The organism is Hungatella effluvii (assembly GCF_003201875.1).
GTDB lineage: Bacteria > Bacillota > Clostridia > Lachnospirales > Lachnospiraceae > Hungatella > Hungatella effluvii.
Window position 1 is genome coordinate 445,334 of sequence record NZ_QJKD01000003.1, and the last position, 25,664, is coordinate 470,997.

The following is a 25,664-nucleotide window of genomic DNA, read 5'->3' on the forward strand; positions in this document are numbered from 1 at the left end:
CACTATTTAATATAAAACAAAATCTCAAACTTTAAGCAATGTTACATATCCTAATTTTCCTAATACTTTAATGACTTTTATTAACTGGAATTGTTGATTTCTGTCTATCAATAATTCTTTCTCATTTCTATATAACCTAGTTAAATTATTTATATAAGCTACATGAGCACCTCTAGGAATGAGTAAAATCATATATCCAGCACTATTGCTTATTGGCCAGGTTTTTCTAATAATTTTTTTAACATGCATCCCTTTAAAATCATTCCTTTTAAAAATTTCTCCTTCTATTCTATTTTTCATATCTTCATTTTCGTGTCTTGCTAAATTCCGATATACAATAATATTATTGGATAATTTAGCTCTACTTAATGCCTGCGATATTATTTTCGCTTCCAATGATTCTTTTCCTTCTCTTAAGTTGGCATTAATGTTATTGCTTAAATTTATCTTTTTACGATATTTCTGAAATGCCTTTTTTTCTTTAAAAGATAGATTTTTACTCCAGGATACATACATCTTTTCTAACTCTTTACAAGACACCGCCCGATAAACAATTCCATTATATGAATAATCATCTATAATATATTTTTCTCTAAACATTTTTATCTACTCTTGTCATTAGTAACGCTAAATTCAACTATTACCAAAATATTTTATATTCAAAATTAAGCTCCGGCTCTTTTATATACCAATGTGAAGGCATATAAGAATTATGTTCTTGTGGTCGTTCAGTTCTCACATTCATAGGGCTACTTGATAATTTTTGAGTATAATATTTTTTCACAGTAGGATCTGAAATGAATAAATGTATATTTAATTGGCGCAATGACCTCAGTAGAAAAGAAATTTGCAAAATGTTGATTCTTGTTTGTCAAAACAGTCTTAATACAGTATTCTATTACTTCATCTTTAGCAAATTCGTGGTCAAAAACAACATTATAGTTCAAGTTCGTATCCCGCAAATCTAAATATTCTATTTCTACCCCACCCGTCATAGATGACAATGATATTTCTTCATCTGCAAACCAAGTGATTCTATTATGTATCTTGTTAAATCCGCTTTGTAGCACTCTACATCTACATAATTTTTGAAAAATAATTTCAGAGTCATTTACATAGTAATCATTATCAATCTGAATATGTTCAATATTATAATAAGCCGGATATCCTTTCACGGATTTTCTCAAATTAATATCTTTAACACCTGCTAAAATCTCGTTTTGAGCATCTTCTGTTTTGTCTACAATATCAATATATACAATGGGTGATAGAAGCCCTTCTAAGTTGACAGGAGCAATTCTAATTGGGATGATGCGTCGTTCATTTAAACGTATTTGTTCTGCCAATTTCACTGTCCATTCAGCTTCACACCATTTCGATTTCAAATAACTATCTGACAAAATAACTATCAATTTTTTTCATTCTTTAAGACTTTCGTTAATTTTTGTAACAAAATTATCTCCTGGCCTAAAATCCCATGCCTGAATGATTACACTATAATTTTCTGACTCCTATACTTCTGCAACCCAAGTTGCAAAATTAATATCTGTTCCTGTGTAGCTCACAAAAAAATCTTTCATAAATATACCTCCATTCATCTAAAGGTAGTGTCAAGTCTGACATCCCGTTTTTTATTAAAAACCTTGTATTTCCAAGGATTACACCACTTTTGAAAATAAAAAAGCAATGACCTCCCCTTTTTTGGTATAATGTAGTCACCACAACCAACATCACCAAAGGATTGATCATTGCTATGGATAACATTATACTCTATTTACTTACTGTAATTCAAGAACAATACAACACTATTTGCTGGCTCCTGAACTTTATCTGCAGATATATCCCTCTCAAGCAGTGGGCCTTCGATGATTCCCATTCACCTAAATACCAGAAGTTTTCCACTGACCGCCTCCCTGTCATCAAGCCCTTCATCAAACAAGACTGGCAGTTCCTCCTGGAATACTACCTCTGGAAGTATGGCAAAACCCTTAGACCGGTCCAGCGGCGCAATGGGAAATCCGTTCCTGAGGATATCGTCTGTCCCCTCTGTGGCGCTCCACACCACTATCTCTATGATAATAATGGTGGCAACGGACAATACCAGTGCAAGGTCTGTGGGCAGACCTTCGTCACCGGGGAGGTGGTTACTTCGCCGCTCCGCTTCGTGTGCCCTTACTGCGGGCACTCACTCGTCCCCAAGAAGGACCGGAAGTTCTTCCGCTTACACAAATGTGTCAATCCAAAGTGCTCCTTCTATCTGCATAGCCTCTCCAGGGTTGATAAACAACATCTGGACGAGGATTATGGTAAAAATAAATACAAGCTCCATTACCTCTACCGGGAATTCACCGTGGATTTCTTCCGCATGGACTTAGACTCCCTGCCAAAGAACGCTTCCTCCCTGAAGTTCTCCAAACATAACGCACACATCATGTCCCTGTGCCTTACCTTGCATGTGAACCTTCAGCTTTCCCTGAGAAAAACCGCTCAGGCTCTCTATGACCTCTATGGGATTAAAATCTCCCACCAGCAGGTTGCCAACTATGCCAGGACAGCCGCCATAGTCATCAAGCCCTTTGTCGATCACTATGAATACCCGAAGTCATCCGTGTTCACCGCTGACGAGACCTATATCAAGGTCCGGGGCATCAAAGGTTACATCTGGTTCATCATGGACGCCGCCTCCCGATCCCTCCTCGGCTATCAGGTTTCAGATAACCGCTCGGTCGGCCCATGTATCCTCGCCATGCGCATGGCTTTCCGGGGCATGAAAAGTCTCCCGGAGAAGTTCCGGTTCATTGCGGATGGCTACAGCGCCTATCCGCTGGCCGCCCTGCAGTTCGCTCGGGAACTGGGGGAAGGCTTCCAATTTGACATCACCCAGGTGATCGGTCTCACAAACGACGATGCCGTCTCCAAGGAGTTCCGTCCCTACAAACAGATGATCGAACGGCTCAACCGCACCTTCAAATCCACTTACCGGGTCAGCTGTGGCTACGATAATTACAATGGCGCCAACTACAACGTGGCGCTCTGGGTCGCCTACTACAACTTCCTGCGCCCTCATAAGCACAACCACTATCAGGTGCTCAATCAAGTCGCCATTCTGGAAGGCCCGGATAATATGCCCGGCAAATGGCAGCTCCTGATCCTGCTCGGACAGCAGACCATCCTCCGTCTGCAAGAACAGCAGGCATCCGGCTAAATCTGTTCTTAGATTCCAAACCGGAGGGACAAAACGCAGCCATCCCAAAGGGACCTGCCCTTGATGGCACGCCAAAACAATGCTATAATGCTGTGACAACGACGGTGAAACTTTATCTGTTCTTGAGTTCTTCGCCGTCGGTAAGACGTTCAGAGCATTGTTTTAGCGTGCCGTCAAGGGTGGCGGGAACGGCCAGTTTCTTACATATCTGCAGTTTTCAAGGTTCTAATGTTGCAGGTTCACTCGGCTTCGGGTTTTCATAAATCATTTGACACTACCCATCTAAATATTTACAACTCCATAAAGATGACATCATCGTGCCCTTGTCATCATCTCATCTTCTTATAGTAATAACGAAATACCCCCACATTTTATCTGCCTATTTTTCCAGCTCCAGCAACCACTCCACAATCCCCCTCTGTGCCTTCTCCGTATAATAAAACACATCATACTCGTTCCCCTTTTCACTCAATCGCTTCTCCGCCACGATCCCAAACGTTTCCCCCATCTCAGTCAAACTCTTCCGCTTCATCCCACTAATGAACCGTTCTTCAAAGCAACCGTCATCGATCAGCTTCTGTTCTACCGATTTAATCGTCAGGCGCTTCATAATCTCATCATCTCTAAGGTCATTGATCTGGCCTATAAAATCACTTAAAGACACCTGTTCTGAATAGTGAAGCTGCTCTGCCAACTCCTCCGTCATAACAAACTCCGTCTTGCCAGCCTTGGACTTTTTCTTTTTAACAGTGCTAATCTCGACAGGCATTTCCTCTTTTTTCACCGGTTCATTGGCCGCACTTTCCCAGGCAGCCATCGCGTCGTCTATTGACCAATCGTCAAACTCTCCACTGTCGCTGCTGAAATACAGATCGTCACTGTCAAAATATCCATCGTCCTCTATACCATCTATCCCAACATTACCAGCAACGCTTTTCGCGTTCCCGGCAGCACCATTTTCCTTACTATCTCCGGTTCGATATCCAACACCATTTCCCTTATCAATTTCCTTATCCGCTACTGGCGCAGCATAAACCTCCCCAACTTCAGCCTTCACACACGCCAAAAATCTTTCCCCATATTTATCAAACTTAAATTCTCCGACACCGGATACCGTCAGCATTTCCGTCTTCGTTCTTGGTTTCACAACACTCATATGCACCAAAGTTTTATCAGAGAAAACGATATATGGAGGTACTTTCTCCTCTCTGGCGATCTCGCTGCGAAGCATCCGCAGCTTATCGAATAACGCTTCATCAGCCTCTGATAACTCGACTCCCGCCATCTTACCTTTCTTCGGCTTCTTCTCACTCTTCACCTTCGCCGGATGATCCTGTTCTTTTGCCATCTTCATCACTACCGACTCACCTTCGTCCAGAACCTTTTCAGAATTGGCAGTCAGTTTGACAATTGCATATTCATCGTTCGTTACTGTCAAAAATTCCTGCAGCATAAGGTAATTCATCACCTGCCGCAGCTTAAATGTGGGGACTTTAGCCAGTACCGCATAATATGGATTACTGTCCATTCGATACTGCCGTATCTTAGCCGTATTCGCTCCGTGAACCGTATCTATAATCACATTTACTCCATACCGCTGGTGACAGGAAAATACACAGCCAATTAATGCCTTTGCAATCTCCGTTACATCCACAGTTTCAAACTGGCTGATACAATTCACACAATTACCGCAGTAATTGGAGCCATACTCACCAAAATATCGCAGTATGTAGTCGCGCAGACACTCATTCGTAAAGCAGTAGAACGTCATTTTGCGCAGCCGCTCCCTATCACGCTCCGCCACGATCTGCCGGGTTACCGGGTCCAACTCCTGATTATCCGTGTTGTTATCAATGAAGAACTGATTTGTAATCACATCCTGACCGTTATAGAATAAGATACACTCACCGGGTTCCTGATCTCTGGCGCAGCGTCCGATTTCCTGATAAAACGCCTCAATACTCTTCGGCATATTATAATGAATTACAAATCTCACATTGGATTTGTCAATTCCCATACCAAACGCATTCGTCGCAACCATAACCTGACAACGGTCATAGATGAAATCGTCCTGATTCTTCCGTCTCTCCGCATCACTCAAGCCCGCATGGTATCTTGTGACGGAAAAACCATCCTCTTTCAGTCTGTCACTTACCTCTTCCACCAATTTTCTGGTCAGACAATATACAATTCCGCATTGATCCGGATGGGTTTCCACAAAATTTTTTAACGCCGCATACCTGTCTTTCGGAGCCTGTACGCCTAAATATAAGTTGGGACGGTCGTAACCGGTAGTTACCACGGTCGGTTCGCGCAGCATAAGAATATCAATGATATCTTCCCTTACTTCCTTCGTAGCCGTAGCCGTGAAAGCGCTGACAATCGGCCTCTCCGGCAGCTTTTTGATAAATTCCACAATTTTCAAGTAGCTGGGACGGAAATCCTGCCCCCACTGCGATACACAGTGAGCCTCATCCACAGCCACCATTGCAATCTTACTATGTAATGCAAAGTCGAGAAACACATCCGTCTCCAGCCGCTCCGGAGCCACATAGATAATAGGATATTTTCCCTCTCTCGCATATTCCAAAGCCTTATAATACTGCCCCGCCGTCAGCGAGCTGTTTAAAAATGCCGCATGAATACCAACCTGGTTCAGCGTCGCCACCTGATCCTTCATCAGTGAGATCAACGGAGAGATGACCAGAGTAATTCCATCCATCATAAGCGCCGGTATCTGGAAACATAACGATTTCCCTGAACCGGTCGGCATAATGCCAAATACGTCCTTTCCCATTATTATACTGTCAATCAAAGTCTCTTGCCCTTCTCGAAAAGTATCGTATCCAAAATACTGTTTCAACACCTGATATTTATCCATTAAGTCCTTATCCTCTTATCGTTCTGTTATTGTTCCTAATGTTTAATATCATACCATTTTCATCATGAATTTACCATGGACTTTTTATATTTTACATTTTAATATCAGATCCAAAATTGCCTTTAGCACATAAAAAAACGGGAGAAAAACCATAACTGATACTTCTTCCGCTTTTAACTGTCTTCTATTCACTCTATAAAAACTATCATTACTTAGTATAATAAATCCAAAGCAGCTATCTAGATTTTGTAATATTTCTTCATTTGAATATTTTTTAAGTATATAATTAGATGGCCGTACCGAAGATATTTTATTAGCCTTTGATTCATAATCAGAATAAAACATAATAATTACTTTTGCATCTCGTTTGCGTATATTTCTGGCTGTCTCAACCCCATTTAATCCCTCACCGATACACATATCCAAAATAATTAGATCAAAATCCATATAGTTGTTTAACAGTTCTTCACCACTTAAATACTCAAAAAGTATTGGTTTTCGGGACAATATTTGCTTTTTTTAATGAGTTTTTCCAATTGCATTATATCATCTCTACAATCATCACATAGAGCTATCTTCATTCCTTTCTTCCCACCTTTCGCACTAACCTTAGCCCTCACAATCTCTAAAATCATTTATTATTGGTAAATGTACAAATAATAAATCTCCTTATCTGAGTGCACAAATCTTTATTTGAAATAATCATCTCATATCCCCTCTTATTTTAACAGTAGTTTTAGAAAGCCTCCAGGTAGTCTGCCTTTTTTCCTGTACATCACTCTGGCTCCGTATAAACTGCTGCACCAGGTCCAGCATACACGCCGCATACATTTCATTCCCTGTCATTAAGTACGCCTGGCCCAGGCAGATGAGAAAACGATGCCGGTTGAACTGCCATGTAAAATCCGGACCATATCCCATTCCATATCGAAGAGGAAAATGTGCCTCCTTACCGCATCGGCGGTCCGAAGTACGTACTCCGCCTCCTCTTGATTCAGCTTCCTGGCAAGCTCTGCCGTTTCCATGGAAGCCGGGCAGTAATAAGTCCGGAAAAATTCTTCTTTTTTCATCGTGTATCTACTTCTATCCCTTAACACACGAGGTTGCGATTCCTTCCACAAAGTATTTTTGCAGCAGCAGGAACATCATCAGTACCGGAATCAGGGATATGACGGTCCCCGCCATAATCAGTCCATATTCGCTGGAATACTGCCCGATTAAACGCTGAAGCCCAATCTGGATTGTTTTTTTCGACTCGCTCTTTAAATAAATCGTCGGTCCCAGGTAATCGTTCCAGGTTGCGACAAACATAAAAATCGTGAGGTCCATTTTTACCGGCAGTTTAAGGCGTATACCGATCTGACGCCGGCTGTATACCGCAGGAAATTCCGAAATCGGTTGTTCTAGAGCATGCATATGGGAGTAATGCATTTTCAAACACACCCTGACACGTCAGATTGAAAAAAAGCCAGGTATTTGATGTCCCTGGCTTTTTCTCTGTATGGTTCACTTTCATGCTTATGATTCAAAAAACAACTTCATATCGTCTTCCACCGTACCAATTCCGGCAATTCCGAACTGCTGAACCAGAACCTTCGCCACATTCGGCGATAAGAAGGCCGGCAGCGTCGGTCCCAGGTGGATATTCTTCACGCCGAGGGAAAGCAGGGCCAGCAGAACGATAACCGCCTTCTGCTCATACCATGCGATGTTGTAGATGATTGGCAGGTCGTTGATATCCTCCAGGTCGAATACCTCCTTTAACTTCAGAGCGATCACGGCCAGTGAGTAGCTGTCGTTGCACTGTCCGGCATCCAAAACGCGGGGAATTCCTCCGATATCGCCAAGATTCAGCTTGTTATACTTATACTTCGCACATCCGGCGGTTAAAATGACCGCGTCCTTTGGAAGCGCTTTGGCAAAATCCGTATAATAATTTCTCGATGGCGCCCGGCCGTCGCATCCTGCCATCACAACGAATTTTTTAATGGCTCCGCTTTTCACGGCTTCTACAATCGGCTCTGCCAGAGCAAGAACCTGATTATGGGCGAATCCGCCGACAATACTGCCTGTTTCCAGTTCCACCGGCGACGGACATTGTTTCGCCTGATTGATAATCTGCGAGAAATCTTTCTTTCCATCTTCGCCCGCTTCTATGTGCCTGCATCCCGGATATCCAACCGCTCCGGTCGTGTAGAGCCGTTCCTTATAGCTGTCTCTCGGCGGAACCAGGCAGTTGGTTGTCAGCAGAATCGGCCCGCCGAACGCCTCAAACTCTTCCTTCTGTTTCCACCATGCATTTCCGTAATTCCCCACAAAATGAGAGTATTTCTTAAAAGCCGGATAATAGTGGGCCGGAAGCATTTCTGAATGAGTGTAAACATCGATGCCGGTTCCGTCCGTCTGCTCCAGAAGCTGTTCCAGATCGTATAAATCATGGCCGGATACGAGAATTCCCGGATTCTTTCTGACCCCGATGCTGACCTCCGTAATCTCCGGATGGCCATATGAGGAGGTATTTGCCTCATCGAGAAGCGCCATGGCTGTCACTCCGTACTCTCCGGTCTCAAGGGCGAGCGCTGTCAGTTCCTCCGCGGTCAGCGCCGGATTCAGAGTCGCCGCCAGCGCCTTCTCTAAAAATGCCGCCGTGTCTCTTTTGCCGTCTGCCATGTTCCTGTTTTCCGCCTTTGCCTCCAGAGCCGCGGCATGCTTTAAGTAGGCTGCCATTCCCTTAAGTCCATAGGTAATCAGTTCCCTGAGACTGCGGATATCTTCATCATCCGTGGATAACACACCGACGCTTTTCGCCTTCTCTTCCATATGCTCCGCGTCATCCCAGAGAGCTGCTGGAGACATGGGTTCCGTTCCTGACAGGCTTTTTGCAAACTCTCTTTTCATTTCCAGCGTTTCTTTTATCTTCCGGATTATCGCCTCATCGTCAAAATTACCATTGGTAATCGTGATAAAGAGGTTTTCCACCACCTGGCTGTTTACCTCATCCGGAACGTTCTGATTCTCCTCCCGCATGCGTACCGCCACTTCTGAAAGCCCTTTCGTCACCCACACCAGCATATCCTGTAAAGCGGCCGTACGGGGCCCCTTTCCGCAGACACCTGATTTTGTACATCCGGCGCATCCCGCCGTCTCCTGGCACTGATAGCAAAACATCTTGTTCTCCATATTGTACTTCCTCCATTCTATATTTCCTGCTTTTTAATATCTACAATCAGCTTCTCTTGAATTCGTAATCAGCTTATCATAAAAAGCGGCCGCAGTATGTTGCAATTGCAACGGACTGCGGCCTTTTTTATTTTTTTAATTTATGAAATTGAAATGAAACTTCACAGCTCCTGCAGCCTTTTCTCCGTCACCATAAGCCCCTTTTCGTAGCGGTCGATCTTGGCGTTCAACCGGTCTAATGAGACCTGCATGGCGTTCATCCGCTCAACCAGCTGTTCTCTCTGTTCAACCAGAAGATTCTTCCTGGCATCAATCGTTAAGTCTCCCTGGCGAAACAGGGCTACATACTCGATCAGCGCCTCAATCTGAACTCCGGCCTTCCTCATACAGATCATTAGCTCAATCCATCCGCAAGAAGCGTCGTCATAATTACGAATTCCGCTTTTCGTCCGCGGAACGGGCGGAATCAGACCAATCCGCTCGTAATAGCGCAGTGTATCCGCAGTGATATCATATTTTTTGCTTACCTCTGCTATGGTCATTTTATCTCTCCTTCTGTTTCACTCATCCAGTGTATACAAAACATAGTTCCTCGTTCCGACTCCGATTGCTTCCGCGTGCTCCACGGTATGGATTCCGTGGCGTGACTCGATTCGCTCGATGAGTGCCGATCCGTCGGGAGCATCATAGACCTGATCCACGCAGGCCTGGTCTAAGGCCACCGGGTCTAAGGAAGCAAAGATTCCGATATCGTTCATTTCCGGCGGAGCCGGGTGGGAATCACAGTCGCAGTCCACCGAGAGATGGTTCATCACATTGATATAGAGGATGGAACCGTTCCTGTAATCGGCCACCGCCTTGGCCGCTTCCGCCATGGACTCCAGGAAATCATCCTGAGGTGTGTCGATTCCAAACCCGGTCGTTTCCTTTCCCGCACTGTGAATCAGACTCTTCCCCATAGCTGATGCAATACCAATGGACATATTTTTAAGCACACCGCCGAAGCCGCCCATGGCATGCCCCTTAAAATGAGCCAGATTTACGATAAAATTATAGTTTGCCAGATGCGAGCCCACCATGTCCTCTTTTAAATGAACACCGCCCGCCACCGGAATAGCGATGGAACCATCTGCATCCATAATATCATAAGGCGCGATGGTTGAAAAGCCATGCTCCTCCATTACTTTACAATGGGATTTGGTATCGGCCCTTCTTCCGCCGTATGCCGTGTTGCATTCCACAATCGTGCCGTTTACCTCTTTTACCAGCGGCTCTATCAGCTTGAATGACAGGAAATGATGGCCTCCCGGCTCTCCGCTGGAAATCTTCACCGCCGTTTTTCCCGCTGCCTTCATGCCTAATGCCCGGTAAGCGCGCATCAGGCCTTCCGGGCTGATATCCTTTGTCATGTATACGGTACCCGTCTCTTTCTTGGTGCTGTGTACCTGATTCATTACTATTTTCATCTGCTGCACCTCTCACACTTTCTTTATCCATTCCAAAATCCTTTTTTCCGGAGTTACAAGCCGCGCGCCGTCGAAACGGACATTTAAAATCTCCCCAATCTCAGAATCCGGACAGGCACCTTTTATGTCCTTCGCGGTATGGCCAATCCAGCCGCCGTTTGTGGCAAATGGCAGAATCGTCTTTCCGGCCAGCTTATACTGTGCCAAAAATGTCTTTACCGCCGGGGCATACGTATACCACCATACCGGCATTCCCAAAAATACGGTGTCATACTCCTCAGGATTCACTTCCAGCGGCAGGATCTCCGGCATAAATCCCCGTTTCACTTCGTCCTGCCCCTGATCCACCACCACATCGTAGTTCTCTGAATAGGGCACCACGGTCCTCAGCTCCGCCGCCCTAAATCCCGTCTCGCGCTGTACCATTTCCGCAATTTTTTTCGTATTTCCACTGTAGGAATAATAGATAATGACTGCTTTCATCGTGTTCTCCTTCCTTTTTGTATTACCACTGTACTACCTGGAGTTAACTCTAAGTCAAGAGGTTTTTTGCAGCTTTTCCCTTTTGCAGCTTTTTGTAAATCAAATAAGCAGTTACCTCAAATCCCCAAAAGATCAAAAAGGCAGCCAGAATTAATCTGACTGCCTCCTCACTTCACAATAACAAAACACCTTACCGCACATACATTATTTCAATACACATTCTGAGTTCAGTATACAAAACCCAGAATGACATAATAGCTATACTGCCATTTTATCCGGTTGTCCGGATTGTTTTGACCTCATGTCAGTGGGGAATATCTGCCCGCCACTGCCGCTAAGTTTGTTTTTGCGATTCATCTCCCACCTATAGAGGCCGGGAGAATTCTCGTTGATTTTGTTAAATTGCTGCAAACAGTACTCTTATTTCAAATACTTTCTCAACACCCCTCTGACCGCCCCCTTACCCGCGATCTCTTCCCGCACCATCTCTACAATATCGTCTCCGATTCCCGCTTCATACAGGTCGATACCGAAAATATTCGCGTTGCCCAGAATTGGCCGGAGCTGATCCTTTAAGCTGTCCGGATCTCCCCATGCGATTCCGGCCATCTGCTCCTGCAGCTCGGGAATCATGGGATCCGGGGAAAGCTCAAACGGTTTGCCGTCGTCATCGACAGCAAGCAGATACCGAAGCCAGCCAGCTATGGCCAGCTGAATCCCTTTCAGCTTTTCCGCGTCGCCGTATTTGTGAACGCAGGCCTTAATATTTTCCCCAAAACGGATTCCAACCATCTGTGAAGTATCCACTGCGATACGCTGCGGTGTATCCCCAAGATACGGATTAGAAAAACGCACATTGATGCACTCGTCAATAAACGCTTTCGGTGAAATAATACCGGGATCCTCTACAAACTCCATGCCTTCCTGCAGCCCCACCTTTTCAGCCAGCTTAACCAGCTCCGGATCACTCATCTGATCCGAAAAGAGCTTAAAGCCCAGCATACACCCGTACGGTGCCAGAGCGGTATGGATCGGGTTTAAGCAGACCGTAACCTTCATCCGCTCCGCCTTGTTCACAGTTTCGCGGCTAGTCATATAGACTCCGGCCTTCTCGAGAGCCGGACGTCCATTGGGGAAATGGTCCTCCACCACCAGATACTGCGGTTCTTCCGCATTTACAAAAGGTGCTATGTACGTCTGCTTATCGGTAACTACAATATCCATGTCCTCCACTCCGGCGTCCTGAAGCATCGCTCTCACCGCTTCACTCGGCCTCGGCGTGATCTTATCTATCATGGACCATGGAAATGCAATCTTCTCCTCGTCACTGATATAGCTTAAAAATTCCTCATCGACAAATCCCTTCTTTATCCATTCCCGGCCGATTTCCAGCACTGCGCTGCGAAGCTTCTCCCCATTATGGGAGCAGTTATCCATGGAAACAAGCGCCAGCGGCTTCGCTCCTGCCCGATACCGCTCAAGGAGCATGGCGGCTATGATCGCAACAGCCCCTGCTGCCCGGTCCGGACCATAGTCAATATCGTCCTGAATAAAGCGGTAATACTGTCCGTCCGCACCGCGCAGCGCATATCCCTTTTCCGTGATCGTAAAGGAAACCATCTGCAGACTCGGATTGGCAAAGATCTCTCTTAAGCGCTGCCTGTCATTCGTCCCGTCAGGCAGCCCCTTCAGTGCTTCCGTGAAACAGCCGAATACCCTTTTTTCTGTCGTTCCGTCGTTATTTAAGATCACCGACAGGGAAAGATTGTCGTAGGGCTTATAGATCCGGTCGATGGTTTCATAGTCAAATGTCTCCGCACAGACGATCCCCCGGTCCATCAATCCGTCTGTGATCAGACGATCCGCAATGCTGCCAATAAAAATACGAAAAATATTCCCAATACCAAAATGAACCCAGACTGGCGCTTCTTTTGTCCGCTGCGCCAGTTCTTCCAAATCATAGGATGGCAGTTCGATTCCTGCCTGACTCCATACTTGTTTGTCTTTTATTCCTTCTAAAGTAAGTTTCATATACGGCTCCTTTTGTAAAAAATGATCACTATCCCCGCTGCCATTTTACCCTCCGAAACAAAAAGCATCTGCAAATACATACTCGATCTACTCGTCCAATTACTCTAAAATGAACACCGCTGCATAAATCAAGTGTATCATAAACGCTGTTATTATTCAATTCATGATCGTATTTATCGGCCACACAGTAACAGTTCAGCCACACACTCAAACAAAGGTTTTACTCCATACCAAAAAGGACCGACTGTATTTGAATGCCACTCATCCAAACACCGATCTGTCCTTTTTCGCTCAAATAAATCAATCCATTGTTACGAAAATTCTTCTTTCTCTTTATCCCGCCGCCCTTACCGCTGTCCTGCACATAAACACCGTTCCAAACTGCGCCAGCGTCAACAGCAGCAGACTGAATATCTGGGCTTTTAAGGCTGCCCCCGACACCGTATTGATAAACGCGAATGCTCCAAGGCCGATACACCGCCCGGTCACCACGAATATCTCGTGAAACGCCAGAAGCTCCGGTGAAAAATCTTCGATCTCCTTCACACTCTGTGAGACATCGAAAAAGGTGGTATAGCAGGATATTTCAATCATACCGGCCAGAAATGCATTCACCGCCGCAAACAGAATCACCACAACCGGATTCAAAAAACAGTAGCAGATCATCGTAATTCCAGTCAGCCCGGTAACAGCCAGAAGCATAAACCTGCGCCGGTTATCCGGCCGGAAGGTATGGCTCATAAACCAGAAGGACAGGATCGACACAAGCCCCGTCAGAAGAGAATTACACCCGATCAGGAACTCGCTCTTAATGAGCTGATACAGAATAATGTTCAGAATGAACATAAAGGTTCCTTCCCTGACCCCCTTAACAGTCTCCCCCAGCAGTCCATAGAGAATCTGACGATTCTCTCCCATCAGCCGGATAAATGCCCCATACCGCACATTTCTCTTTTCCTTTTTTACCTCCCCCGGCAGTTTAAATACAGCGGCCATAGCAAGAAATGCAATGGCAAAAGCCAGTATAAAGATTGCCACATACCCCTTCACGCCGCCGATTGCAGACAGAATGCTGCCTGCCAGAAACGGTACGGTTAAGTTCACTCCCGCGCTCAGCGTGCTGATGATTCCCATTCCGCTGTCGCGGTTGGTGACATCCGTATAATCCAGAATCATATGACCATAGCTGATATAATAAAAGCCATCTGCCATTCCATTAAACAGCCCGAAAAGCATATAGCAGGTTCCCACATAAGGCTGAAACAGGATATAGCAGAGATAAAGGATATTATAACCAATGATTCCGACAGTGGCCGTCACACGGCATCCCGTCTTGTGCATGATCTGCGCTGAGACAGACATCGTCAGCGCACATGCCGCGAAGATCGCTCCATTATAAAACAGGGTGGAGTTTACATCTCCGGTCTGGTTCATCAAAAGGGTATTGATAAAAATAGCAGGTATCCTCGTAAATACCAGGAAAAGCGTATGTACCAGCAAAAACAGATAGTAATTATGGCTGAGCATCGTTCCCCCGAGCATGCACTTTACTTTCCATTTGATACCGCTTTTCCTATTTACCGTCTGTTCAGTCACATCTTCAACCTCACTTAACCTTTCCGGTTATTGACCACTTACTATTGCCTCCCGGCGTAAATACGCCGGGCGGCACCAGTACTGCACTTACGTAACGCTGTACTGACTTTATTCACCATCACGAGTTTCCGTGGCAATCAAAAACAGGCGTGCGCTTTTTGGAGCCAGGCTGACCGTTAAACAGTTTCCATTGACGGTAAATGAGGTCTCCTTCTTTTCCGGATAGATACAGGAGACTTCGGCTGCCGCACCGGATTTTCCTTTCAGGGGGATCTCAAATGATTTCTCCCCTTCACCCCCGGTTCTCCAAACTGCCAGATACTGTTTTCCGCCATTTGTCAGGCCATAGCTTATGTATTCGTCAGACATGGAGGCAAGACCGGTCGGCCAGCAGGGAATTCCTTCCCGGATATCTTTCCGGATCTTTTTATAGCAGGCGATTCCCTCCCGCACATACTGCATGCGCTGCTCCCCGATCTGCCCTAAATAACCGCTCTGGTGAATGCGGAACAGCATGGCATTTACCATGTTAAAGATCGTCTCCTCCTCGGTTCCTTCCACCAGCGGATAGGACCAGATTGCCGCCTGCTCCGGCGCGCATGCCGTCGCACAGTTTGCCGCAATCGCCGCCATTTTGATGTAATCCGTCTGGTCGGTTACAGACTGGATGCTCTGGCGTGCCAACATGGAATACTCCATTCTCATACCGCCGCTGCTGCAGTTTTCAATAATCAGGTCGGGATACGCCTCGAAAATCTCATCCAGCCATCCCAAATACGCCCTGGTATGAGAAAGCAGTCCCTCCCCCGCTGAATCCGCATGGTAATCGGTTCCTACGCCGGTATCAATATTGTAATCCATCTTGATATAGCCAACGCCGTATTCCTCTACCAGCCGTTTGATGACTCCGGTGGCATAGTCCCGTACCTCTTTATTTCTGAAGTCCAGCTGATACCTGCAGTGGTCAATGATGGGCCTGCCGTTTCTCTGGAAGAACCAGTCCCTGCTGACTCTGGAGGCCATAGGACAGTTGATCCCCATCACCTCCAGCTCCAGCCAGAGTCCCGGAACCATACCTTTATCCCGGATATAACGGATCACTTCCTCGATTCCTCCTGGAAAACGCCTGTCGCTGGGCAGCCACTCTCCGACTCCATCCCACCAGTGTCCGTCGGAATACCAGCCGCAGTCCACACAGAAATACTCGCAGCCCGATTCCGCGGCCGAATCGATCAGCGGCTTTAAGACCTCTGTGGTCGGATCACCCATCAGACAGTTCATATAATCGTTAAAGATGACCGGCAGCTTCTCGTTGTCCTCATTTTTCCTGCGGATTCTGCGCCTGTACTTCGTCAGCTCTGCGACTGCCTTCTGAAATTCTCCCTCTGCCGCCGATACCGTACACGGTACTGAGAAAAAGTGCTCATCCGGTTTTAAAAGCTTTAAAAATCCATTTTCCTGGTAAGTCGGTCCCCCTGCCTGGACATAAAGAGTTCCGCGGATATCGCTGACCTCCCAGTGCCACGATCCGCTCGTCTCGATCTGCCACATCACGGACTGATCCAGCTCTGTATTATAGTAGCAGCCCATGGGCAGATGTTCCACACACGCCCAGCTTCCCGTATTGGAGACAGCGATCCGTTTCATGGAAAAGGAATTTACCGCATCATATCCCAGCTCATTTAAGGTGTACTTTTTCCACTGAGCCTCGCCAAACCAGGTATTGTGCGGAATATAGAGAATTCCGGTTTTATCTCTGGCCCCTTCCGCCTGTTCCGTAAGCCCGGTTAAGGCAAACGAAGATACATACTCCAGCGCATACTCCTCCTCAGAATGGTTTACGACCTCATTGACAAAATTGACTGCAGCTATTCCGTCGTAGAACTGGATATGCGTAATCAGCTCCAGTCCTTTGTATTTCTGAATTACTTCCAGTTTTCTTCCGTAATCATTCCGGTAATCCCGGTAGTACTCATACGTCATGAGCAGGGACGGACTGCTGCCTGTGTGCTTCAGACCATGGTGGTCATTCTGATTGAAACCGCTGGCCTGAAGCTCCGCCAGAGTGTACACAGAGACGTCGTCATCTCCGATCTCCATCTCCTGAGGATGAGAGGAAAAATGCAGCAGCCTGACCGCTTCTCCCTTTTTCAACCCCAGATTTAAGTAAATTCCATTTTCAGCAATGTTCATGTCCAATTTTCTCCTTTACCCTTTAATACCGGTCTGCGCAATTCCTTCAATAAACTGTTTCTGGCACGCAATATATAACAGCAGCATGGGAACCGTGGCGATCACGCTGCCAGCCATCAGTGCGCCCTTATTGTTGTTGCAGATTCCCTGCAGGACGGTCAGTCCGGGCGCCAGAGGCATCCGGTTTAAATCATTGTTGGCGATGAGCGGCCACATTAAGTCCTTCCATGCAAACAGGGCGGTAAAAATCGCCAGCGAAGCCAGGCTGGACCGGGTCACCGGCACCATGATCTTAGTAAACACCTGCCACGGATTACACCCGTCAATCACGGCAGCCTCCTCCAGCTCCTTCGGCAGCGCCATATACTGCTGGCGCAGAAGGAACGTGCCAAACGCGCTGACCAGTGCCGGGAATATCAGTGCAAATACCGTATTTAACAGCTTGATCTTCGATAACATCATATACTGAGGTACAATAAAAATCTGTCCCGGTACCATCATCTGCATGAGTACCAGTGTGAACAGCAGCCTCTTAAACGGAAATTCCATCCTGGCAAATCCATATCCGGCCATACTGGAAAATATGACCGCGCAGATCACGCGCCCCAAAATCATCAGAATCGTATTCAGATACAGGCGCAGAAACGGAACTGCCTCCAGTGCCTGCTTATAATTTTCCAGATATCCGAAGCTCCCGGGAAGAATCTTCATGGGAATGGACATCTGCTCACCGACCGTTTTGAAGGAAGATAAAATCATCCACAGGAACGGAAACAGCATCACAATACTGCCCAGAATCAGAAGGAGATGGGTTACCACGTGTTTTTTACTGTTGTTTGCTTCCACTTTACTCCCCTCCTATTCATAATGGACCATTTTCTTCTGCGCCACAAACTGAAGTCCGGTGAAAATCAGAATCAGACACAGTGCGACAATTGAAATTGCCGAGGCATACGGCTTATCCTGTACGACAAACGCCTGCCTGTAATACTGGTACATGATTGTACGGACCGAGTCCATGGCCTTTGACGTATTTGCATTATAAAGCATATAAATCAAGTCAAACTGCGTCAGAGAGCCGATAAAGCCCGTTATCGTCAGGAAGAATACACTGGGAGAAATGAGCGGGACGGTAATCTTAAACAGCTTCACAAAGCCGCCCGCCCCGTCGATCTCCGCCGCCTCATAGTAGACTCTCGGCACATTGGTGATGGCCACGACCAGTATGATAATCTGCTGCCCCAGACCGCCCCATATGGCGATGATAATCACCGACATCAGCGCGTATTTTGGATCGTGCAGCCAGGAATGTGTCGCGCCGCCCAGACTCTTGATCACATAATTTAAAAAGCCGAATTCCGAGTTGTAAAGCCATGCCCATACCATGGTGACGGCCGCAGGCGCAGCCACCATGGGCGTAAAATAAATAACACGGTAAACGCTTCTTCCCCTGATCTCCCTGCTCATGAGCCATGCCAGAAGCAGGCTGATAAAGATACCGCCCGGTACGGAAACAGCGGAGAAAATAAGCGTATTTCTAAGTCCGATCCAGACCTCCCGGTCCTTTAGGACCCGTGTGAAATTATTCAGGCCGCTGAACACATACTCTTCAAAGCCTGTGCTGGTCGAAAAGCTCAGCAGAAGTGTTTTGAAGATCGGATAGATATTGAGAATCAGCAGTCCTATGATTGTCGGCGCAACAAAGAAGTAGCCCCACAGATACTTTTTATATTTTTGTTTGTTCATATTATTACTTCTCCGTTGCCAGAATTTCATTGATCTCTTTCGCAGCCTGGGTAAACGCCTCTTCTACGCTCGCTTCCCCGTTAAATATTTTCGCCACGTAAGTATTCATGACCTCGGACCATTTTGTCTTGCTCTCCGTTCCTACAAACTGTACCCCGTAATCCATGCTCTTCAAAATAGCACCGGTATCATATAAATCGTCATGTGCCTTTGCCCAGTCGGCATCTACCCCCGTAAATGCCGGAATGGCCGGCCCGTTAATGGAATCTAACATCCCCTGTTTGGAGCCTGCATAGGCGACAAACTTCTTTGCTGCTTCCATATTCTTACAGTCGCTGGGAACAGACAGCGCCAGGCCGTTCATCTGTGTGGCCTTGATGCCGGCAGGCCCTGCCGGAAGCTCTGTGATGGCAAACTTATCTTTTACAAGCTCATTTTCCGTGAAATAGCTCAGTTCCCAGTTGCCAAAGGTCTGCATGGCAACCGTACCCGTTGCAAATAACTCAATATAGTTGACTTCCGCCATCATTTCATTGGAAGGTGAATAGTTGGCGTTCATATTCATATACCACTCCATCGCCTCAATGGATTCCGGCTTGTCCAGCCCGGACTGGTGTGTTGTCTCGTCGATGATGCTGCCGCCGTTTTCATACAGGAAGTTTCCCCAGCCTTCCTGATCGTGGTTGTATGCGGCAAATCCATAGACGCCGTTTTCCTTATCGGTCAGCTTCTTCGCGGCTTCCTCCACATCGTTCCAGCTCCAGTCCGCGTTCGGATACTCTACACCCACTTGATCAAACAGCTCTTTATTGTATACAAGCACGACACAGTCCTTGTCCTTCGGCACTCCGTAATGGGCATCGCCAAATGTATACAGCTTCGTTACTCCCTCCGGATAATTATCGTAGCTGAAGGTATCATCGTACTGAGTTAAATCATCGAGCTGCGCCAGCTTGCCGCCGTTTACATACTTAGCGACTACGTTGGTATGCATGGTCACGATATCGGCCATATTTCCGCTGGTTGCCGCGGCCTCCAGTTTCGTCCAGTACTCCCCCCATGGGGTGATCTGTAAATCTACTTTGATATTCGGGTAAAGCTTCTGAAATCCGTCGATGGTATCCTGAATCTGCCCCCGCTGATTCTCATTCCATGTCACATAGGTGAGTGTAACTGCATCTCCCCCGCCGGCCGCTGCCTCTGTCGCTGCCCCCGCTGCTGCCTCTGTCGCTGCCCCCGCTGCCACCTCGCTGGTCTTGTCTGGAGTTGTACTGCCGCTTCCCCCTGACCCGCATGCGCATAAGGATACCACCATTGCCGCTGCAACAAAAAGTCCTGCCAAATTTTTCTTCATAGTAACTGCCCTCCAATTTTTTTATTTATTACCGCGGTCAACGAGCCAGGCAAACATGCCCACATGTCCATCCGCCGGCGGCCGCGAGAGTCAAAATCCCCGCTTCATACGGGTGATTGACTACTTTGGTTCACTGCTTTACATATATTAATATACACGGAATTCATGGATGTTTCTACCGTTTAAAATAAGGTCTTTTTTTATTAAGAAGCTATTATTTATTACATTTTTTTGACAGTGGGGATTTTATGCGGTAGGATAGATTGAGACGGTTATATGGAAGATCGAGAGGAATAAATAAAAAGGAGAAACTGCCATGGCATACGAAAACGCTTATCAAATTACGAATCCGGACTGCGTCCTTCTGCCCGAAGAGATCTGCTATATGAACTGGCAGAAATACTATATGGACTACCATCAGCATCCGGCCGGATCCATCGAGTTTAATTACATTGTAGAGGGAACCTGCTATTACGATATTGCAGGTGAAATTTATAATCTGAAGAAACGAAACCTGATGATCGTCAACGGAAATACGCCGCACAAGCTGATTTCCCCTGATTCCTGCATCAATATGAGTATTAATTACTATCAGTCTGAGCTTACGCCTTCCATCGGCACGCTCTCCGCCCTTGTCAAAGCCTATCCCTGCCTCGGCACATTTTTTCAGCACTTGAATACCGGCCTGGTAATTCAGAATGCGCGAAATATCTTTCACCTGCTGGAGGAGATCTGCAATGAGACCAATAATAAAAAAGACCCTTACTACTTAAATATTCTCGTCAATAAGGCTTTGATCGAGGTCGTCCGCCTTCTTTCCGCCGAAAAAAGCCCCACAGATACTTATGTGGAGCAGATCAAAAACTATATCAATTATCACTTTTTTTCCATTGAGAATATCGATGAGATCGCATCATATGTAGCGCTTAACAAGGTTTATCTTCAAAAAATCTTTCGCGAAAAGACGGGGCTTACGATCTGGAATTATCTGACTAAGTACCGCATGGAAAAGGCCGTATACTTTCTTCTCCACTCCGATACTCCGATCAGCGATATCGATGAGCTTGTGGGGATAAACTCCAGGCAGAACTTTTATCTGTTGTTTAAGAAGCAGTATGGGATGTCGCCCTCGGAGTATCGGAAGAGATTTAAATAAAATACGGCAGCAGTTTTTCCCGCCGCCCTGAACTGTTGCAAAATACAAATAATTTTCTCTCTTGACATTGTCTATCCAATATGTAACAATAGTTACACAACACTTGTGACACATCAATTCTAAAACAGAAAGGCAGACGCTTATGCCGCCAAAAGCAAAGATCACAAAAGAAATGATATTAAACACGGTCCTCAAGATCACGAAAGAAACAGGCTTCGAAGCAGTAAACGCAAGGAGTATTGCCGGCAGACTGCAGTGTTCTACCCGTCCGATCTTCACCTGCTACGAGAATATGGAGGAATTAAAAAAGGAATTTCTTGATTTTGCATACGAATACTATAACCGGTATGTGATCGATTTCAGTCATACTGAAGATGTAAGTCCCCCCTTATTATTGCCTCTTTCGTACCTTGCATTTGCAGAGGAAGAAACAAACTTATTTAAACTGTTATTTATCAACGATATGGATTTGAATATGACCGAGGCAAAGGATTTTTATCATGAATCCGATAATGAAAAAAGGGCGGCACTCTTTTCCAAAACCATTGGTGTAGAGTTAGAACGTGCAAAGGTAATCTTTTTGGATCTGTTCCTTTATACTCACGGCATAGCAGTCTTAACAGCGGCCAAAAAGATCTCATTTGACAGGAACCATGCGGAAAAGATGTTGATGAACCTGTTATCCGCCCTGATCCATCAGGAAAAACCAGACGCACCCCAGCGGTAGAAGGAGTCCCCTATGACAGCAAACCAATACTTAATTGATTTTTACAATCAATATGACGAAGACAGCCGGCTGGCCTTAAAGCATGGATCGGTTGAATTTCTCACCACAATGCGCTACATTGAAAAATATAGAAAGCCCGGTGACCGGGTGCTTGAAATCGGAGCCGGAACCGGCCGGTATTCTCATGCACTGGCACGTCAGGGCTGTGCCGTGGACGCGGTGGAACTGGTCGGCCATAACATCGATGTTTTCCGTAGTAACACCCAGGCAGGGGAGAACATAACGATTACCCAGGGCAACGCCATGGACCTGTCCGCATTTCCGGACAATAAATATGATATCACGCTTCTGCTAGGGCCGCTGTATCACCTTTACACCAAAGAGGATAAGCTGCAGGCTCTGCGCGAGGCGATTCGCGTTACAAAACCGGGCGGCGTGATCTTTGCTGCGTATGTGATATCCGACGGCTGCCTCCTTGATGAGGGCTTCCACCGCGGCAGCATTAACGTCGCCGAATATATAGAAAAAGGCCTGCTTGATTCCCGGACATTCGCCGCCAAGTCAGAGCCAAAGGATTTATTTGAGCTTGTAAGAAAAGAGGACATCGATGATTTGATCTCCGCCCTTCCTGTAACCCGTCTGCATTACGTCGCGGCAGATGGCTGTGCCTTATTTATGCGCGAAGCCGTAGATGCCATGGACCGCGACGCGTTTGAACTGTATTTAAAATACCATTTTGCGGTCTGTGAACGCGAGGATTTAGCGGGCATTACGAGTCATGCCATTGACATAGTAAAAAAGTCAGACACTCCTTGCACAAAATCTCAATCTATATTATCCTAATATAACAGCCATCATGGCCATGGCAGGCTTCCATTCCGGATACGCCAGCCAAATACCGGCAAAGGAGGCCGCCATGAGATTATTAATTGCAGAAGACGATCCTGAAATGCAGAAAATCCTAAAGCTTTATCTCCAGCGTGAAGGCTATCTGGTAAACGTGGTTTCCAACGGCCGTGCCGCCGTTGATTTCCTGACAGAGCACCCGGTTGATCTGGTACTGCTGGACTGGATGATGCCGGTTCAGGATGGAATTCAGACCTTAAAAGAGATCCGTCTTTTAAACATACCCGTAAAGGTTCTCATGCTGACGGCCAAGGGTGAAAACGAAAGCGAGATAGCCGGACTTTCCTGCGGCGCCGATGATTACCTGCGGAAACCATTTGACATACAGGTTCTTTTACTTCGCATAAAAAAACTGTGCAATGCGGCTGATGTCCTGCAGTTCCATGATATCCGCCTGAATCCGGTCACAATGGAAGTGACAAAAGACCATCAGAAGATGGTCCTCACCAAAACAGAGTTTGAACTTTTAAAATATTTTCTCTCCAATCCAAACATCGTATTATCACGGGAACAGCTTTTGAACCACGTGTGGGGGATGGATTTTGAGGGAGACCCCCGCACCGTTGATACGAGTATCCGCCGTCTTCGAAAAAAGATCGGCGAGGACCTCATCCGGACGCGTATCGGCATGGGCTACGTGATGGGAGGCGGCCATGACTAATGGAAAGCGACGCTTCCACCGGCTGTCCACCAAGTTCATCTGCGGTACGGCAGCGATTCTGGCCCTGATCCTGGCCGCCACACTTTTCGTCAACTCGAAGGTGGCGGCGCGGTACTATCTGCGTCAGCAGACAGAGTATGTCAGCCAGGCCGGCAGCCGCATCAGGGAATATTTAGACGCTGGAATGTCACCGGACGAAGCCGTCGCCAGCCTGGAAAGCTCTGATAATGTGCTGATCACGTACGCCGCCAATACTTCCGATTACGATGGGTTAAGCAGCAGTCTGCGGGACAAATTCCGCGAGAAGGGTCTCGGTTTTCAAAAATTCTGGTTATGGGATCAGGATTATCTGTCCGCCGTCCGGAAGGGTTCCCAGTTCCGCCTTTACCAGCAGGACAAGTTAAACTACGGTATTTTAGTCGAGTATATCCCGGTGGGCTCCAATTTGTATGCGGTCGCCGCCATTATTCCCAATACGGCGGACTTCATCGGGATTATCAACCGTTTCAGCATCCTGCTTCATGTCATTTCCCTGATTATCGCCGTGGTACTGCTGTATTTACTGGTAAAACATATCACCAATCCGCTGCGCCGCATGGAGCGTTTCTCGCAGGAGATCGCCCGTCAGGAGTACGGTTCCCTGCGTATCAGCACCCGCGATGAGCTGGAGCACGTTGCGGACAGCATGAACCAGATGAGCATTTCCATACAGCAGTATCAGAAAATGCTTCAGGCCAAAAATCAGCAGATGGAACAGCTTTTAAACGACGTGGCCCACGACTTAAAGACTCCCATCTCCCTGATCGGCATGTATTCCTCCGGAATCCAGGATGGGCTGGATGACGGCACCTTTTTAGAAACCATCATCCAGCAGAACAACCGGATGTCGCAGATGACAGAACGGCTTCTGAACCTGTCGGGAATCGAGCGGAAAGAACATCCGCTGACCACCATCAGGCTGGATCTGCTGCTTTCTGAATGCATCGGGGAGCAGAAGCTCTTTCTTTCCAAGCAGGGTCTTAGCCTAAACACAGCCGTCACACCGAATCTGGAAATCACGGGAAATGCAGAGCTGGTCACAGAACTGTTTTCCAACCTGCTCTCCAACGCGGTAAAATACGCCGCCTCCGGCACCGTACATGCAGAACTCGGCAAAAACGATGGGCAGTGCTGTTTTCGGATCACAAACGAACTTGGAAATGACGATCTGGACACAGAACGGATCTGGGAACCGTTCTATGTCGGAGAGCCCTCCCGCAACAAGGCGCTGTCCGGTACCGGACTCGGTCTGCCGATCGTCAAAAAAATCGCTGATACGTTCGGATATCAGGTCCGCTGTATACGGGAAGGCCATGTTATTACATTTGAAGTCATTTTCTAGAATCTGCCGTTCCTGCTCTGCCGGATCGTTCCTCTGTATATTGCAGAGCCAGACAGAACAGAGCGATCAGCGCCGCCGAAAGGATCACACCGGCCACAATATCAGTAAACCAGTGTACGCCAGAGAGCATTCTCCCGACTACCGTTAATACAAGGATCAGAACAGCCGCGGTATCCGCTGCCATCAGCCACCCTCGCCGCTTTCGCAGATAATCGTGAAATTCGATCATCGCCGTAGCCATAATGCAGATGGAGGCCATCGTATGGGAAGATGGGAAAGACGCCTCCAGTACTGACCCCTGTGTGAAAATGACGGGTCTGTAATTGATAACAACGACCTCGAAGAACACATAACAGGCCGCAAGGATACCGTAAAATGCACCCAGCACCAGAATCGGGACATCGACCTTCCGGATGCTTCTGCGTGTTATAAGCTGGAACAGCCCCACCATGGCAAATCCGAACGCAGTCGCCATGGCGGCGGCGCCCAGCCATTCGCTTACGTTATACCACAGCGGATTCACACCGAACAGTTCAAATACGAATTTGTTGACAGAAGCGAAACCGACGGACGACTGTTCCGGTCCGATCGGTCTTACATCAATCGTTTTAACCATAACCGTAAAAATTATAAAGAGTAAAAACAGACTTGCTGCCATGATGAGAGATTGTTTTGATTTCTTAAGCATTATCATGTAT

The 25,664-nt window shown here is 46.8% G+C and carries 24 protein-coding genes; 6 read left to right on the forward strand and 18 right to left on the reverse strand.

Features of this window, described 5'->3' with window-relative positions; all coding sequences use genetic code 11:
- Positions 1–24: 24 nt before the first annotated feature.
- Both DFR60_RS07920 and DFR60_RS07925 read right to left on the reverse strand, forming a co-directional pair.
- On the reverse strand, positions 25–600 hold the full coding sequence (locus DFR60_RS07920) for an ADP-ribosyltransferase (RefSeq protein ID WP_110322407.1): 576 nt from the start codon (positions 598–600) through the stop codon (positions 25–27).
- A gap of 149 nt (positions 601–749) precedes the next feature.
- Positions 750–1,412 carry a toll/interleukin-1 receptor domain-containing protein gene (locus DFR60_RS07925; protein ID WP_110322408.1) on the reverse strand — a complete coding sequence of 221 codons (663 nt, stop codon included), beginning with the start codon at positions 1,410–1,412 and terminating at the stop codon, positions 750–752.
- A gap of 341 nt (positions 1,413–1,753) precedes the next feature.
- Here DFR60_RS07925 and DFR60_RS07930 point away from each other — a divergent pair, with 341 nt between their 5' ends.
- Positions 1,754–3,205, forward strand: a complete 1,452-nt coding sequence (locus DFR60_RS07930; RefSeq protein WP_110322409.1) for a DDE-type integrase/transposase/recombinase — start codon at positions 1,754–1,756, stop codon at positions 3,203–3,205.
- A gap of 379 nt (positions 3,206–3,584) precedes the next feature.
- Here the strand turns inward: DFR60_RS07930 and recQ are convergent, their stop codons facing one another.
- The 15 genes from recQ to DFR60_RS08000 form a co-directional block, all read right to left on the reverse strand.
- A complete protein-coding gene (gene recQ / locus DFR60_RS07935) occupies positions 3,585–6,086 on the reverse strand; it encodes a DNA helicase RecQ (protein WP_110322410.1) in 2,502 nt (833 codons plus the stop codon).
- An 84-nt stretch (positions 6,087–6,170) separates the two neighbouring features.
- Complete coding sequence (locus tag DFR60_RS07940; protein WP_110322411.1) at positions 6,171–6,533, reverse strand: response regulator; 363 nt, start codon at positions 6,531–6,533, stop codon at positions 6,171–6,173.
- Between the two features lie 255 nt (positions 6,534–6,788).
- A complete protein-coding gene (locus DFR60_RS31400) occupies positions 6,789–7,007 on the reverse strand; it encodes a heparinase II/III family protein (protein ID WP_110322412.1) in 219 nt (72 codons plus the stop codon).
- On the reverse strand, positions 6,932–7,156 hold the full coding sequence (locus DFR60_RS30305) for a hypothetical protein (protein WP_167437525.1): 225 nt from the start codon (positions 7,154–7,156) through the stop codon (positions 6,932–6,934). Before DFR60_RS30305 ends, DFR60_RS31400 begins: the two co-directional genes overlap by 76 nt.
- 13 nt (positions 7,157–7,169) lie before the next feature.
- Complete coding sequence (locus DFR60_RS07950) at positions 7,170–7,415, reverse strand: ABC transporter permease family protein (RefSeq protein WP_432764104.1); 246 nt, start codon at positions 7,413–7,415, stop codon at positions 7,170–7,172.
- Positions 7,416–7,604: 189 nt separating this feature from the next.
- The gene (hcp, locus tag DFR60_RS07955) at positions 7,605–9,266 is read right to left on the reverse strand and encodes a hydroxylamine reductase (RefSeq protein ID WP_110322413.1); all 1,662 of its coding nucleotides are present in this window, start codon (positions 9,264–9,266) and stop codon (positions 7,605–7,607) included.
- Between the two features lie 161 nt (positions 9,267–9,427).
- The gene (locus tag DFR60_RS07960) at positions 9,428–9,808 is read right to left on the reverse strand and encodes a MerR family transcriptional regulator (protein WP_110322414.1); all 381 of its coding nucleotides are present in this window, start codon (positions 9,806–9,808) and stop codon (positions 9,428–9,430) included.
- A gap of 18 nt (positions 9,809–9,826) precedes the next feature.
- Positions 9,827–10,732 (reverse strand): DUF362 domain-containing protein, encoded by a 906-nt coding sequence (locus tag DFR60_RS07965; protein WP_110322415.1) that lies wholly within the window; start codon positions 10,730–10,732, stop codon positions 9,827–9,829.
- Positions 10,733–10,744: 12 nt separating this feature from the next.
- Positions 10,745–11,215, reverse strand: a complete 471-nt coding sequence (locus tag DFR60_RS07970; RefSeq protein ID WP_002602782.1) for a flavodoxin — start codon at positions 11,213–11,215, stop codon at positions 10,745–10,747.
- Between the two features lie 420 nt (positions 11,216–11,635).
- Positions 11,636–13,246, reverse strand: a complete 1,611-nt coding sequence (locus DFR60_RS07975; RefSeq protein WP_110322416.1) for a mannitol dehydrogenase family protein — start codon at positions 13,244–13,246, stop codon at positions 11,636–11,638.
- 333 nt (positions 13,247–13,579) lie between these two features.
- On the reverse strand, positions 13,580–14,842 hold the full coding sequence (locus tag DFR60_RS07980) for an MFS transporter (RefSeq protein WP_110322417.1): 1,263 nt from the start codon (positions 14,840–14,842) through the stop codon (positions 13,580–13,582).
- A gap of 108 nt (positions 14,843–14,950) precedes the next feature.
- A complete protein-coding gene (locus tag DFR60_RS07985; RefSeq protein WP_110322418.1) occupies positions 14,951–17,035 on the reverse strand; it encodes a glycoside hydrolase family 36 protein in 2,085 nt (694 codons plus the stop codon).
- Between the two features lie 15 nt (positions 17,036–17,050).
- Positions 17,051–17,881: a carbohydrate ABC transporter permease gene (locus tag DFR60_RS07990; RefSeq protein WP_002602755.1), complete on the reverse strand. Its 831-nt coding sequence runs from the start codon at positions 17,879–17,881 to the stop codon at positions 17,051–17,053.
- A 12-nt stretch (positions 17,882–17,893) separates the two neighbouring features.
- Positions 17,894–18,781 carry a carbohydrate ABC transporter permease gene (locus DFR60_RS07995; RefSeq protein ID WP_110322419.1) on the reverse strand — a complete coding sequence of 296 codons (888 nt, stop codon included), beginning with the start codon at positions 18,779–18,781 and terminating at the stop codon, positions 17,894–17,896.
- A 4-nt stretch (positions 18,782–18,785) separates the two neighbouring features.
- Positions 18,786–20,135: an ABC transporter substrate-binding protein gene (locus tag DFR60_RS08000; RefSeq protein ID WP_110322420.1), complete on the reverse strand. Its 1,350-nt coding sequence runs from the start codon at positions 20,133–20,135 to the stop codon at positions 18,786–18,788.
- A 316-nt stretch (positions 20,136–20,451) separates the two neighbouring features.
- Here DFR60_RS08000 and DFR60_RS08005 point away from each other — a divergent pair, with 316 nt between their 5' ends.
- The 5 genes from DFR60_RS08005 to DFR60_RS08025 all read left to right on the forward strand — a co-directional run bounded on the left by DFR60_RS08005 (position 20,452) and on the right by DFR60_RS08025 (position 24,966).
- On the forward strand, positions 20,452–21,291 hold the full coding sequence (locus DFR60_RS08005; RefSeq protein WP_002602752.1) for an AraC family transcriptional regulator: 840 nt from the start codon (positions 20,452–20,454) through the stop codon (positions 21,289–21,291).
- A gap of 142 nt (positions 21,292–21,433) precedes the next feature.
- Positions 21,434–22,018 carry a TetR/AcrR family transcriptional regulator gene (locus tag DFR60_RS08010; RefSeq protein ID WP_110322421.1) on the forward strand — a complete coding sequence of 195 codons (585 nt, stop codon included), beginning with the start codon at positions 21,434–21,436 and terminating at the stop codon, positions 22,016–22,018.
- A 12-nt stretch (positions 22,019–22,030) separates the two neighbouring features.
- On the forward strand, positions 22,031–22,861 hold the full coding sequence (locus tag DFR60_RS08015; protein ID WP_110322422.1) for a class I SAM-dependent methyltransferase: 831 nt from the start codon (positions 22,031–22,033) through the stop codon (positions 22,859–22,861).
- A 73-nt stretch (positions 22,862–22,934) separates the two neighbouring features.
- A complete protein-coding gene (locus DFR60_RS08020; RefSeq protein WP_110322423.1) occupies positions 22,935–23,585 on the forward strand; it encodes a response regulator transcription factor in 651 nt (216 codons plus the stop codon).
- A complete protein-coding gene (locus tag DFR60_RS08025; RefSeq protein ID WP_110322424.1) occupies positions 23,578–24,966 on the forward strand; it encodes a sensor histidine kinase in 1,389 nt (462 codons plus the stop codon). Before DFR60_RS08020 ends, DFR60_RS08025 begins: the two co-directional genes overlap by 8 nt.
- On the opposite strand, the gene DFR60_RS08030 is transcribed toward DFR60_RS08025, so the two are convergent.
- Positions 24,956–25,654: a phosphatase PAP2 family protein gene (locus tag DFR60_RS08030; protein WP_110322425.1), complete on the reverse strand. Its 699-nt coding sequence runs from the start codon at positions 25,652–25,654 to the stop codon at positions 24,956–24,958. The genes DFR60_RS08025 and DFR60_RS08030 overlap by 11 nt on opposite strands.
- Between the last annotated feature and the right edge of the window lie 10 nt (positions 25,655–25,664).

What these genes read in the sequence shown, in the direction of transcription:
- DFR60_RS07940 (WP_110322411.1), bottom strand. Translation starts at nt 6,533, where the DNA reads ATGGATTTTGATCTAATTATTTTGGATATGTGTATCGGTGAGGGATTA.
- DFR60_RS07995 (WP_110322419.1), bottom strand. Translation starts at nt 18,781, where the DNA reads ATGAACAAACAAAAATATAAAAAGTATCTGTGGGGCTACTTCTTTGTT.
- DFR60_RS08015 (WP_110322422.1), top strand. Translation starts at nt 22,031, where the DNA reads ATGACAGCAAACCAATACTTAATTGATTTTTACAATCAATATGACGAA.
- DFR60_RS08005 (WP_002602752.1), top strand. Translation starts at nt 20,452, where the DNA reads ATGGCATACGAAAACGCTTATCAAATTACGAATCCGGACTGCGTCCTT.
- DFR60_RS08025 (WP_110322424.1), top strand. Translation starts at nt 23,578, where the DNA reads ATGACTAATGGAAAGCGACGCTTCCACCGGCTGTCCACCAAGTTCATC.
- DFR60_RS08030 (WP_110322425.1), bottom strand. Translation starts at nt 25,654, where the DNA reads ATGCTTAAGAAATCAAAACAATCTCTCATCATGGCAGCAAGTCTGTTT.
- DFR60_RS07920 (WP_110322407.1), bottom strand. Translation starts at nt 600, where the DNA reads ATGTTTAGAGAAAAATATATTATAGATGATTATTCATATAATGGAATT.
- DFR60_RS07975 (WP_110322416.1), bottom strand. Translation starts at nt 13,246, where the DNA reads ATGAAACTTACTTTAGAAGGAATAAAAGACAAACAAGTATGGAGTCAG.
- hcp (WP_110322413.1), bottom strand. Translation starts at nt 9,266, where the DNA reads ATGGAGAACAAGATGTTTTGCTATCAGTGCCAGGAGACGGCGGGATGC.
- DFR60_RS07985 (WP_110322418.1), bottom strand. Translation starts at nt 17,035, where the DNA reads ATGAACATTGCTGAAAATGGAATTTACTTAAATCTGGGGTTGAAAAAG.
- DFR60_RS31400 (WP_110322412.1), bottom strand. Translation starts at nt 7,007, where the DNA reads ATGGGATATGGTCCGGATTTTACATGGCAGTTCAACCGGCATCGTTTT.
- DFR60_RS07930 (WP_110322409.1), top strand. Translation starts at nt 1,754, where the DNA reads ATGGATAACATTATACTCTATTTACTTACTGTAATTCAAGAACAATAC.
- DFR60_RS08020 (WP_110322423.1), top strand. Translation starts at nt 22,935, where the DNA reads ATGAGATTATTAATTGCAGAAGACGATCCTGAAATGCAGAAAATCCTA.
- DFR60_RS07960 (WP_110322414.1), bottom strand. Translation starts at nt 9,808, where the DNA reads ATGACCATAGCAGAGGTAAGCAAAAAATATGATATCACTGCGGATACA.
- recQ (WP_110322410.1), bottom strand. Translation starts at nt 6,086, where the DNA reads ATGGATAAATATCAGGTGTTGAAACAGTATTTTGGATACGATACTTTT.
- DFR60_RS07950 (WP_432764104.1), bottom strand. Translation starts at nt 7,415, where the DNA reads ATGGACCTCACGATTTTTATGTTTGTCGCAACCTGGAACGATTACCTG.
- DFR60_RS07970 (WP_002602782.1), bottom strand. Translation starts at nt 11,215, where the DNA reads ATGAAAGCAGTCATTATCTATTATTCCTACAGTGGAAATACGAAAAAA.
- DFR60_RS07965 (WP_110322415.1), bottom strand. Translation starts at nt 10,732, where the DNA reads ATGAAAATAGTAATGAATCAGGTACACAGCACCAAGAAAGAGACGGGT.
- DFR60_RS08000 (WP_110322420.1), bottom strand. Translation starts at nt 20,135, where the DNA reads ATGAAGAAAAATTTGGCAGGACTTTTTGTTGCAGCGGCAATGGTGGTA.
- DFR60_RS08010 (WP_110322421.1), top strand. Translation starts at nt 21,434, where the DNA reads ATGCCGCCAAAAGCAAAGATCACAAAAGAAATGATATTAAACACGGTC.
- DFR60_RS30305 (WP_167437525.1), bottom strand. Translation starts at nt 7,156, where the DNA reads ATGAAAAAAGAAGAATTTTTCCGGACTTATTACTGCCCGGCTTCCATG.